The sequence below is a fragment of the Variovorax sp. PAMC28562 genome (assembly GCF_014303735.1).
Classification (GTDB): Bacteria; Pseudomonadota; Gammaproteobacteria; order Burkholderiales; family Burkholderiaceae_C; genus Variovorax.
The window spans coordinates 493,440-505,000 of sequence record NZ_CP060296.1; the positions used below are offsets into that span (position 1 = coordinate 493,440).

Annotated in this window: 7 protein-coding genes, 2 rRNA genes and 2 pseudogenes; 6 read left to right on the plus strand and 5 right to left on the minus strand. The window is 58.3% G+C overall.

The window, feature by feature from the left end:
• Positions 1 to 3 precede the first annotated feature (3 nt).
• Positions 4 to 486 carry a RidA family protein gene (locus tag H7F36_RS02430; RefSeq protein WP_187053182.1) on the plus strand — a complete coding sequence of 161 codons (483 nt, stop codon included), beginning with the start codon at positions 4 to 6 and terminating at the stop codon, positions 484 to 486.
• Here the strand turns inward: H7F36_RS02430 and lnt are convergent.
• The 3 genes from lnt to H7F36_RS02445 all read right to left on the minus strand — a co-directional run bounded on the left by lnt (position 465) and on the right by H7F36_RS02445 (position 3,773).
• Positions 465 to 2,072, minus strand: a complete 1,608-nt coding sequence (gene lnt / locus H7F36_RS02435) for an apolipoprotein N-acyltransferase (RefSeq protein ID WP_261802472.1) — start codon at positions 2,070 to 2,072, stop codon at positions 465 to 467. The two genes, H7F36_RS02430 and lnt, sit on opposite strands and share 22 nt — an antisense overlap.
• A gap of 7 nt (positions 2,073 to 2,079) precedes the next feature.
• The gene (locus H7F36_RS02440) at positions 2,080 to 2,958 is read right to left on the minus strand and encodes an HlyC/CorC family transporter (RefSeq protein ID WP_187053183.1); all 879 of its coding nucleotides are present in this window, start codon (positions 2,956 to 2,958) and stop codon (positions 2,080 to 2,082) included.
• A gap of 86 nt (positions 2,959 to 3,044) precedes the next feature.
• Positions 3,045 to 3,773 carry a GNAT family N-acetyltransferase gene (locus H7F36_RS02445; RefSeq protein ID WP_187053184.1) on the minus strand — a complete coding sequence of 243 codons (729 nt, stop codon included), beginning with the start codon at positions 3,771 to 3,773 and terminating at the stop codon, positions 3,045 to 3,047.
• Between the two features lie 148 nt (positions 3,774 to 3,921).
• Here H7F36_RS02445 and H7F36_RS22100 point away from each other — a divergent pair.
• From H7F36_RS22100 to H7F36_RS02470, 5 genes and pseudogenes are all read left to right on the plus strand, one after another.
• A pseudogene (locus tag H7F36_RS22100) lies at positions 3,922 to 4,054 on the plus strand (4-hydroxyphenylpyruvate dioxygenase); the annotation flags it as partial.
• A 27-nt stretch (positions 4,055 to 4,081) separates the two neighbouring features.
• Entirely contained in the window at positions 4,082 to 4,915 is an 834-nt protein-coding gene (locus tag H7F36_RS02455; RefSeq protein ID WP_187053186.1) for a transporter substrate-binding domain-containing protein, read from the plus strand.
• Positions 4,916 to 5,002: 87 nt separating this feature from the next.
• Positions 5,003 to 5,375: pseudogene (locus tag H7F36_RS22430) on the plus strand (phenylalanine 4-monooxygenase); the annotation flags it as partial.
• 234 nt (positions 5,376 to 5,609) lie between these two features.
• A complete protein-coding gene (locus tag H7F36_RS02465; RefSeq protein ID WP_187053188.1) occupies positions 5,610 to 7,181 on the plus strand; it encodes a cryptochrome/photolyase family protein in 1,572 nt (523 codons plus the stop codon).
• Entirely contained in the window at positions 7,168 to 8,367 is a 1,200-nt protein-coding gene (locus H7F36_RS02470; protein ID WP_187053189.1) for an FAD-binding domain-containing protein, read from the plus strand. The genes H7F36_RS02465 and H7F36_RS02470 overlap by 14 nt, the downstream gene beginning before the upstream one ends.
• Before the next feature lie 77 nt (positions 8,368 to 8,444).
• On the opposite strand, the gene rrf is transcribed toward H7F36_RS02470, so the two are convergent.
• Both rrf and H7F36_RS02480 read right to left on the minus strand, forming a co-directional pair.
• Positions 8,445 to 8,557, minus strand: a 5S ribosomal RNA gene (gene rrf / locus H7F36_RS02475).
• Between the two features lie 120 nt (positions 8,558 to 8,677).
• Positions 8,678 to 11,552, minus strand: a 23S ribosomal RNA gene (locus H7F36_RS02480).
• Between the last annotated feature and the right edge of the window lie 9 nt (positions 11,553 to 11,561).

An 11,561-nucleotide genomic window follows, 5' to 3' on the forward strand; every position in this document is an offset into this window, starting at 1 on the left:
GTCATGATCGATACGACAGCGAGCGCGACGATGGGTGCGCCGATGGCCAATTACGCCGCGGCCAGGCGCGTGGGCGATTTCGTCTTTATGAGCGGCGTGGTTGCGGTCGACCCTGCGCGGCGTCAGGCCGTGACCTCTTACGGCGACATTCCCAAAGCCGCGCGTGACGCCCTGCGGCCGCTCGGCTATGTGACCGGCCAGATGTCGGTCGACGTCTACGAAGCGCCTATCGTCGCGCAGAGCTGGTTCGTGCTCGAGCGCATCCGCCAGCTGGCCGTCGAACATGGCGGCACGATGGCCGACGTGGTGAAGCTGGTGCAGTACTTTCGCGACATTCGTCACTACCCCGCCTACAACCGCGTGCGCGGACTGTTCTATCCGGGTGCGCCGCCGGTGAGCACCGTTGTGGAGGTATCGCGCTTCTTGCCGGGCGACGCGCTGGTGATCGAGGTCGAGGCGACCGCCTATTTGCCGTTGCCGCGCTGACTGCCGCGACGGCGGTGCAGCACGATCGTGCAGGCGATCATCAGCAGCGACAGTCCCCAGAGCGGCCAGAGTCCGAAACGGGACACCCACCACGCATAGGGCGTAATGCCGCCGCGTCCTTCGACCTCGGCGAGCAGCACACCGCGCGTGAGGCGCGGCAGCGATTGCGCAACGCGGCCACGGTGGTCGATGACCACCGTGGCGCCGGTGTTGGTCGCACGCACCATCGGCCGCTGGAACTCGAGCGCGCGCATCCGCGAAATCGACAGGTGTTCGTCGATAGCAACCGAATCGCCGAACCACGCGATGTTGCTGACGTTGAGCAGGATGGTCGGCGCATTGCCGGCATCGCGAAAGTTCGCGCCGATCTCGTCGCCGAACAAGTCTTCGTAGCAAATGTTGGGCGCGATGCGCTGGCCTTGCCAGACGAACGGCGGCTGCGCGAGCCCGCCACTCCTGAAATCGCCCAGCGGGATGTTCATCAGGTCGGTGAACCAGCGGAATATCGATGGCACGAATTCGCCGAACGGCACGAGGTGATGCTTGTCGTAGCGGTACGTGGCAGACGCACCCGGTTGAAACCCCAGCACCGCATTGCTGTAGGTGGTGCCGTTGCCGATCGGCAGGCCCACGATGGCGGCCCGTGTGCCGGTGGCGTACCGCGCGGCGATCGATTCGAGGTAGCCCGGCGGCAACTGCGAGGGCAACAACGGGATTGCCGTTTCGGGCGTGATGGTGAGCGAGGCTTTCGGGTCGTTGAGCTGCTCGCCGTACCAGCGCAGCGCTGTCGCGACGCCACCGCCCGGGATGAACTTCTCGTCTTGCGGGATGTTGCCCTGGAGCAGCGCGACATCGAGCTTGCCGCGAGCCAGTTCGGGCTTGTCGACGGCGTCTCGTGAGGCGCCCAGCGCCCATGCGGCAATCAGAACAGCAACGGCGGACACGAGCGGCGCAAATCGTCGGAAGGTCGAGCGACCCAGTGGCTTCGTGCCGACGATAGCGGTTGTGATGACGGTCATGGCGGAGGCTGCTGCTGCTGCGAGCGCAGCGGCAATCGCCCCGACGCCATAGACGCCGACCCACGGAGCAGCCACGGCCAACGGCCCGTCGACATGCGCATAGCCAATGGCGCCCCACGGGAACCCGGTGAACCAGCTGCCGCGAAGCAATTCGGCCACGGTCCAGAGCGAGGCGAACAGCACAGCCGCTGCGAATCGGTTGACCGGTGCAAATCGGACGAACAGGCCGCATGCCAGCGCGTAGTAGAGCGCGAGCGCCGCTGCCAGCGCCAACACGGCGCTCACGGCCAGCGACGCAGCCAGACCGCCATAGGTGTGCAGCGAAATGAAGAGCCACCAGAACGTGCCGCAAAGCCAGGCCGTGGCAAAGAGCCAGCCGAACCCGAAAGCGTGATGTGCGGACTTCGATGCGCTGCCGATGCGGATCGCATCGAGCTGCCACACCAGAAAAACCATTGGAACAAGCTGCAGCCACCACAGCGGTTGACCGCTCCACGGCGCGGCAATCGACAGCGATTGAGCGAACCCGGCGGCGGCGAAGCCCAGCCCTCGCCAGAGCGTCTTCAAGGCAGGTTCAATCCGACGCGCCGTTGCCACGCGCCGGCGACACCTTGAACCAGCGCACGGCGCCGCCCTTGGTGTGCAGCACCACGAAGTCGAACCCGCCGAGCGCGTGATGCTCGCCGCGCTTCGGTACGTGGCCCATCTCGTGCGCGACCAGGCCGCCGATGGTGTCGAAGTCTTCGCTGAGCTGCTCTTCGTCGAAGGTGATGCCAAAGGCTTCGGCAACGCGCTCGATGGGCGTGTCGCCGCTCACACGGTAGGTGTGGTCTGCCAGACCGAAGATGTCGCCCTCGTCTTCGGCGATATCGAATTCGTCTTCGATCTCGCCGACGATTTGCTCCAACACGTCTTCAATCGTGATGAGCCCGGCCACACGGCCGAACTCGTCGATGGTGATCGCCAGATGATTGCGGTTGCCGCGAAATTCGCGCAGCAAATCGTTCAGGCCCTTGCTCTCGGGCACGAAGGTGGCGGGCCGCAGCAAGGCGCGAATGTTGAGACCCGGCGCACGCTGCAGCTTGAGCAGATCTTTCGCGAGCAGGATGCCGATGATGTTTTCTTTTTCGCCCTCGTACACCGGAAAACGCGAGTGCGCCGTGTCGATGACGACGTGCAACAGCGTGTCGTAGGGCGCGTCGATGTTGACGAGGTCCATGCGAGGTGCGGCCACCATCACGTCACCAGCGGTCATGTCGGCCATGCGCAGGACACCTTCGAGCATCACACGCGACTCTGCGCCTATGACGTCGTTGTCTTCGGCATCTGCGAGCGTTTCGATCAGCTCGTCGCGGGAGTCCGGTCCGGGATGGATGAATTCGGCGAGCTTTTGCAGAAAACTGCGTTTGTCTTCCCGTTCGACGGGGACGCGTTCAGAGTGAGGGTCGGCCACTGCGGCGAGGCGGAGTTAGGGAAGCACAAGGATAACCGGATGTAGCGCGCACCCGGTATCGCCGTGACAGCGCGATCACCAGAGATTCACTGCGCCGTGCGGTCACGCGCGTCGCGAACGCCACGCCGGATTTCCTGCACGCCTGCAAGAAATCCCCAAAACTGCTTGGCGCGCGTCTTGAGTTGGAAGTCGACTTCGGCAAAGTGATCGAGCGCGATCTCGCTCATTCGGCTGTCGAACGTAGCAGCCGGCAGCTGCAGGTGAGCCTCCGATTCGGAGCCGCTGCGAACCACCGTGGCGCCGGCATTGCGCGCGATCTTGAGCATGGCCGCGTTTTCGCTGAGCGCATGGATGAAAAGTGCGCCGACGCCTTCGTTGCGGGCCGTGACCATCGCGCGCTCGAACAATCGCGCGCCGTAGCCGCGGCTGCGTGCATGGCGCGAGACCGACACGCCGAATTCAGCGCAGTCGCTCAGCTGTCCGGCTGGCGCGAAGGCCACATGCGCCATGGCGATGAGTTCGAGTCGACGGTTGTAGATGCCGAACAATTCGTCGCGCTCGAAGTCCAATCCGTCGACGTAGCGCTGCACTTGCTCGTCCGAGGCCGCATAACCGAAGCGCAAGTAGCGATCATGCTGCTCGAGGGCAAGCAGATGCGTGGCGATGCGCACGCGCTCGCCGGGACCGATCGCACGAATCGGCACCAGTACAGGCTGCGGCGCCGTAATGGAGCGGGGCTGCGCTTCGACCATCGGCGCCTTCAAGAAAGAGCCGACGCCGAGCGAGGCTTTCAAGAGAGCTTTGGCATTCATCATGGTCCGAATTTAAGGGTTTTCCCTTAGCAGACAAGCCTGCGGGTCTTTCGGCTTCGTCATTTAGCGAATAAGGACCAACGCCCGTGGCATGAACGCAACCAACTGTTGTCATACCGAAGAGGGGTGGGAACAAGCCGGCCAGATTGGGCTAGGTCCGATCTTCTTCGAATTCATCCAGCGCAAGGGTGACGAAGGCTTCGGCAACGGCAACTTGAAAGCGTTTTTTTGAGAGCATTGAGCTCTTCCAGATGCGCCGTGGCGTGTTGCGCGCGCCACAATAAACGAACTCTTCACTCTTGGGGTTCGGCATGCGTCCTTTGTTTTTGAATCGATTGGCATTGAACGTGGGATCGACTGCGGCGGCCGTATTGTTGGCCGGTTGTATGACAGCGCCGGTGCCGGTCGCAGTGGTGCAGTCCCCGTCTGCATTTTCTTTGCCGTCACATCTGGATGCTGTGCAAAAGGCTGCCACGCTGCGGATTTGCACGCCGGGAGACTACAAGCCATTCAGCTTCCAGAAGGCAGATGCCAGTTACGAGGGCATCGATGTCGATCTGATGGCGAGCTTCAGTGCGAGCCTGGGGGCGAAGCCGGAATGGATCAAGACGACGTGGGCCAATCTGTTGCCCGACCTAGCGGCGGGCAAGTGCGACATTGCTGTCGGCGGTGTGTCTGTGACCACGGAGCGCCAAAAGCGCGCATTTTTCAGCGCGCCGTACATGGTCAATGGCAAGGTGCCGATCGCGCGTTGCGTGGACGTCGCGAAGTACCAGACGGTTGCCGACATCGACAAAACCTCGGTGCGTGTGATCTTCAATCCGGGCGGCAGCAACGAGCGCTTTGCTCGCGCCAACTTCAAGCAGGCCAAGCTGATTCTGCATGGCGAGAACGTCACGATCTTTGATGAGCTCCTGGCGAATCGTGCCGACGTGTTCGTTACTGAATCAGCCGAAGCGCTGACGCAGCAAAAGCTCAAGCCGGGACTGTGTGCCGTTAATGCAGACAAGCCGTTGCAGTACGGTGAGATGGGCTGGATGCTGCCGCGTGACGATGTAGCGTTCAAGTCGTATGTCGATCAGTGGCTGCACCTGTCGCAAGCCGGCGGCGAATTTCAGCGAGTGATGGACCGCTGGCTCAAATAGGCGGGAATTCTTCCTCTGTTGCGACGCCCGCGGTGTAAGGCGCGTCGGATCGGCCGCCGGGGGTGACTACGCGCGCGCTGGTGCTTTGTACCAATGCTGTCCAACCTGGCCTTTGCCTACTACGTTCAGCAATAGGGCGAAGGCGGACTGAAGGCGCACTCGCTCGGCGCGTGCGACATGTTGGAGCGGGCATCCTGAGCTCGTTGGCGAACTCAAGCATGCACGCGGCCAGACGCCCTATCGTTTGCCACTCGACCTGGTGCGCGCCATGCGGACGCGCTACAAGATCGATACCTACCAGGCCAACGACTTCGTCATCGACAGCTTTGCGCAACTGTTCAAACGTACCGCACCAGACTTCACGCCGCTGTACGCTGCGCTGATGACGCAGCCGGACATCGACGCCGGTGTGCTGCTGCTTGGCAAGAGCAATATCGGCCATGACGCCCGGTCTTTCTAGGCGGCTTCCCAGAAGAACTGCTGGCGGTTACGCCCATCGAGAAGCTTTTGCCCGCCAGTAAAAACCAACCCCGCCGAATCCGTCGAAAAACTCGGTGAAGGACTGCGGTTTCCAAGGGCAAGCTCCTTGTGCAGCTTGCACGTGGGTACCTTTAGGCTACGCTTTGTCGGGCAAGACGGCCCGGCACATGGCGCGTGGATGCTTGCAGAGTCCAACAAGCGAAAAGAAAAACCCATGGCTAAGACCACACGGCGCCAAGCGTCCCTGACTGGCAACATCCGCCATCTCGTCATCATTTTAGGTGACCAATTGGATCAAGAATCTTCTGCCTTGGAAGGCTTCGATCCATTGCAAGACCTTGTCTGGATGGCTGAGGTAGCAGAAGAGTCGACCCATGTCTGGTCTGCCAAACAGCGCATTGCGGTGTTTTTGAGCGCGATGCGCCACTTCGCCGATCACCTGCGCGGGCAAGGACTGCCCATGCACTACACCCGCCTCGACGACGCTGACAATCTGGGCACACTGGCACTCGAAATCGATCGGGCGATCAAACAAGTCAAGCCCGCTGGACTGGTCCTGACTGCACCGGGTGACTGGCGGGTGCTGCAAAGCATTCGCGCCATTGCCGCCCAACACCAGTTGCCGCTGGAGTTGCGTGACGACACGCATTTTTTCAGCACTGTACGGGACTTTGCCGCTCACGCAAAAGATCGAAAGCAACTGCGACTCGAGTACTGGTACCGCGAACTGCGACACAAGAACGGCATCTTGATGGAGGGCTCGAAACCAGTGGGTGGTCAGTGGAACTTCGATGCGGACAATCGTGAGTCCTTCGGAAAGGCGGGGCCGCAAAACGTCCCACCACCCACACGCTTCGAGCCGGACGTCACCACGCAGGAAGTGATCGCTTTGGTCAACACCCGGTTCGCAAGCCACCCGGGTACGCTCGTAAGTTTTGGCTGGCCAGTCACGCGGATCCAAGCGCTGCAGGCACTGCAGACGTTTATTGCGGAGCGGCTTCCGCTATTCGGCCAATACGAAGACGCCATCTGGGCCGGCGAGGCCTGGCTTTATCACTCCCACCTCAGCAGCGCACTCAACCTCAAGCTTTTGAACGCGCGCGAGGTGGTGCAAGCGGCCGAAGATGCCTGGCGTGCAGGTCACGCACCGCTGGCCGCGGTGGAGGGGTTCGTTCGGCAAATTCTGGGTTGGCGTGAGTTTGTGCGTGGTGTTTACTGGACGCAGATGCCCGACTACATCGATCGCAACGCACTGAATGCCCAAGGCGACTTACCAGCCTGGTACTGGACCGGCGAAACCGAGATGGCGTGCCTGAAAGACGCCATAGGTCAGACGTTGGAACACGGTTACGCGCACCACATTCAGCGCCTGATGGTGACGGGCCTGTATGCCCTGCTTCTTGGAGTCAAGCCACAGGCGGTACATGCTTGGTACCTGAGCGTGTATGTCGATGCAGTGGAATGGGTCGAGTTACCGAACACGCTGGGTATGAGCCAGTTCGCTGATGGTGGGTTGATGGCCAGCAAGCCCTATGTGGCTACCGGCAAATACATTCAGCGAATGAGTAACCACTGCAAGGGGTGCAAGTACGACCCCGCGCAGTCGACTGGCGATAACGCTTGCCCGTACACCACGCTGTACTGGGATTTTCTAATTCGCCACGAGGTTTTGCTGAAGAAAAACCCGCGTATGGCGATGCAGCTCAAGAATCTCGCACGGCTGGACCTACCTGCTCGCGTAGCCATCGAAAGCCAAGCTACAGCACATCGCAATGCCCAGCTTTGAACCGACGCTGGATGCGGCGCACGCGCGGCTCGCGGCTGTGAGCCCCGACGACTACGCCCGCACGCGCAACGCACTGGAGGGCGCGGTCACCCGGCTGTCGCCCTACCTGACCCACGGCTTTCTGAACTTGGCCGATGTATTTGCGGCCGTGAATGCGCGCCGCCCCTTGAACGACAGGCACAAGTTTGTTTTCGAGCTCGGCTGGCGCGCCTATTACCGTCATGTGTGGGCGCACGTTGGCGATGGTATTCACCTGTCGCTGCACGGCGGGCTGCTGCCCGATGACGTCTACAGCCGCGACTTTCCAGCTGATGTGGCGCAGGCGCGTACCGGTATTCCCGTGATCGACTTGGCAGTACGCACCTTGTACGGGACGGGCTACTTGCACAATCACGCCCGCATGTGGCTGTCCAGCTACCTCGTGCACATTCGCAAAGTGCACTGGCACACTGGTGCGCAATGGATGTTGAGCCACTTGCTGGACGGTGACTTGGCCAGCAACCACCTGAGCTGGCAATGGGTGGCGGGAACCGGCAGCAGCAAGCCCTATCTTTTCAATGCCGAGAATGTAGCCAAGTACGCTCCCGAGGACTGGCACAGCCCCGGCACGGTGTTGGACACCAGCTACGAGGCACTGAATGAATTTGCCCGCGACTCCCGCTTGAATTCCGCCGGGGATGTGCTGTCGAACCCAACGGCAGGAATGGATGAGCCAGTTCGACGGGCGGTGCCACCACCTCACACCGGTTGGTCAACGCCCGATAACGCCACAGTCTCTGGACGCGATGTCTGGCTCCAGCATCCTTGGTCGCTCGGTGTTAGCTCACACGCTCTGCCCGCGGGTGCGCTGCGAATCGGTGTGGGTTTCGATGTTTCTCATGCTGCGTCACCGTGGAGCGAACGGCGTTGGGACTTCGTCACGCGTGGATTAAGGAAGCAAACAGCGTATCTTTGGTGGGGCAAGGTTGAACAGTTGGCGCTCGCCCTGCAAAGTGCCAAATCCGTGCATTGGCAGTGCGACCCACACGCAGACTCGGCGCTCGAAAGTCTTCGATCCCGACTTTGCGCCTCAATGCAAAATCCACCTGCGTCACACCAGCCGCTGTGCCTATTCGACCCGGTTGACATTTATTGCGGCAGCTTTTCTGAATGGTGGAAGCGGACCCGAATCAGCCGCGCGAGATAGCCGACATTTTCAAACCAACCGAATCGCAGAACAAAAAAAAGCCCAACCTTTCGGCTGGGCTTTTTTAGGCTGTAAGAGCCTGACAATGACCTACTTTCACACGGGAACCCGCACTATCATCGGCGCTGACGCGTTTCACTTTCCTGTTCGGGATGGGAAGGAGTGGTACCACGTCGCTATGGTCATCAGGCATAACTGGTTGTCGTCTTGACAAGTCAAGACAACGAATTCATAGAGTTTGGAATCAGCTTGAGCTTATTTTGAATGCGTCAACTTGGCATAACACCCTGATCGATTAGATCAAAGTTATAGGGTCAAGCCGCACGAGCAATTAGTATCAGTTAGCTTAACGCATTACTGCGCTTCCACACCTGACCTATCAACGTCCTGGTCTTGAACGACTCTTTAGGGGGCTCAAGGCCCCGGCAGATCTCATCTTGAAACGAGTTTCCCGCTTAGATGCTTTCAGCGGTTATCTCTTCCACACTTAGCTACTCGGCAATGCCACTGGCGTGACAACCGATACACCAGAGGTGTGTCCACTCCGGTCCTCTCGTACTAGGAGCAGGCTTCCTCAAATCTGCAGCGCCCACGGAAGATAGGGACCAAACTGTCTCACGACGTTTTAAACCCAGCTCACGTACCTCTTTAAATGGCGAACAGCCATACCCTTGGGACCGGCTACAGCCCCAGGATGAGATGAGCCGACATCGAGGTGCCAAACACCGCCGTCGATATGAACTCTTGGGCGGTATCAGCCTGTTATCCCCAGAGTACCTTTTATCCGTTGAGCGATGGCCCTTCCATACAGAACCACCGGATCACTATGTCCTGCTTTCGCATCTGCTCGACTTGTCAGTCTCGCAGTTAAGCACGCTTATGCCATTGCACTATCGTCACGATGTCCGACCGTAACTAGCGTACCTTCGAACTCCTCCGTTACGCTTTGGGAGGAGACCGCCCCAGTCAAACTGCCTACCATGCACTGTCCCCGATCCAGATAATGGACCTAGGTTAGAACCTCAAACACACCAGGGTGGTATTTCAACGTTGGCTCCACAAGATCTAGCGACCCTGCTTCAAAGCCTCCCACCTATCCTACACAGATCTGTTCAAAGTCCAATACAAAGCTACAGTAAAGGTTCATGGGGTCTTTCCGTCTTTCCGCGGGGAGATTGCATCATCACAAACATTTCAACTTCGCTGAGTCTCAGGAGGAGACAGTGTGGCCATCGTTACGCCATTCGTGCAGGTCGGAACTTACCCGACAAGGAATTTCGCTACCTTAGGACCGTTATAGTTACGGCCGCCGTTTACTGGGACTTCAATCAAGAGCTTGCACCCCATCATTTAATCTTCCAGCACCGGGCAGGCGTCACACCCTATACGTCCACTTTCGTGTTTGCAGAGTGCTGTGTTTTTAATAAACAGTCGCAGCCACCGATTTTTTGCAACCCATTCATGCTTCGTTGTTCACTACACACTAATAGGGCACACCTTCTTCCGAAGTTACGGTGTCAATTTGCCGAGTTCCTTCTCCTGAGTTCTCTCAAGCGCCTTAGAATACTCATCTCGCGCACCAGTGTCGGTTTGCGGTACGGTCGTTGTTAGCTGAAGCTTAGTGGCTTTTCCTGGAACCTCGTTCAGTTACTTCACGGGCAAGCCCGCTCGATCAATGGCCTCGGTATATGTGCACCGGATTTGCCTAATGCACGCCTACATCCATCTAAACCGACATATCCAACAGTCGGATAACCTATTAAGATCCGTCCCCACATCGCACTAACAATCGGTACAGGAATATTGACCTGTTTCCCATCAGCTACGCATCTCTGCCTCGCCTTAGGGGCCGACTCACTCTACGCCGATGAACGTTGCGTAGAAAACCTTGCGCTTACGGCGAGGGGGCTTTTCACCCCCTTTAACGCTACTCATGTCAGCATTCGCACTTCTGATACCTCCAGCGTGCTTTACAACACACCTTCACAGGCTTACAGAACGCTCTCCTACCACTTGCAATAAATTGCAAATCCGCAGCTTCGGTAACTGGCTTAGCCCCGTTACATCTTCCGCGCAGGACGACTCGATCAGTGAGCTATTACGCTTTCTTTAAATGATGGCTGCTTCTAAGCCAACATCCTGACTGTTTTAGCCTTCCCACTTCGTTTCCCACTTAGCCAATTTTAGGGACCTTAGCTGGCGGTCTGGGTTGTTTCCCTCTTGAGTCCGGACGTTAGCACCCGGTGCTCTGTCTCCCAAGCTGTACTCGTCGGTATTCGGAGTTTGCCTTGGTTTGGTAAATCGCCATGATCCCCTAGCCAAAACAGTGCTCTACCCCCGACGGTAATACTTGAGGCACTACCTAAATAGTTTTCGGAGAGAACCAGCTATTTCCAAGTTTGTTTAGCCTTTCACCCCTATCCACAGCTCATCCGCTAGTTTTGCAACACTAGTCGGTTCGGACCTCCAGTACCTGTTACGGCACCTTCATCCTGGCCATGGATAGATCACTTGGTTTCGGGTCTACACCCAGCGACTGATCGCCCTATTCGGACTCGATTTCTCTACGGCTTCCCTATTCGGTTAACCTTGCCACTGAATGTAAGTCGCTGACCCATTATACAAAAGGTACGCAGTCACCCCTTACGAGGCTCCTACTTTTTGTAAGCACGCGGTTTCAGGATCTATTTCACTCCCCTCCCGGGGTTCTTTTCGCCTTTCCCTCACGGTACTAGTTCACTATCGGTCAATGATGAGTATTTAGCCTTGGAGGATGGTCCCCCCATGTTCAGACAGGATTTCTCGTGTCCCGCCCTACTTGTCGTTAACTTAGTACCACACAGGTCATTTCACGTACGGGGCTATCACCCGCTATGGCCAGTCTTTCCAAACTGTTCCGTTATGTCTTGTGCTATCACTAACAGGCTTCTCCGATTTCGCTCGCCACTACTTTCGGAATCTCGGTTGATGTCTTTTCCTCGAGCTACTGAGATGTTTCAGTTCACCCGGTTCGCCTCGCATAGCTATGTATTCACTATGCGATACCTTTGCAGGTGGGTTTCCCCATTCGGAAATCTCCGGATCAAAGCTAATTTGCCAGCTCCCCGAAGCTTATCGCAGGCTATCACGTCCTTCGTCGCCTATCATTGCCAAGGCATCCACCACGTGCTCTTATTCACTTGACCCTATAACTT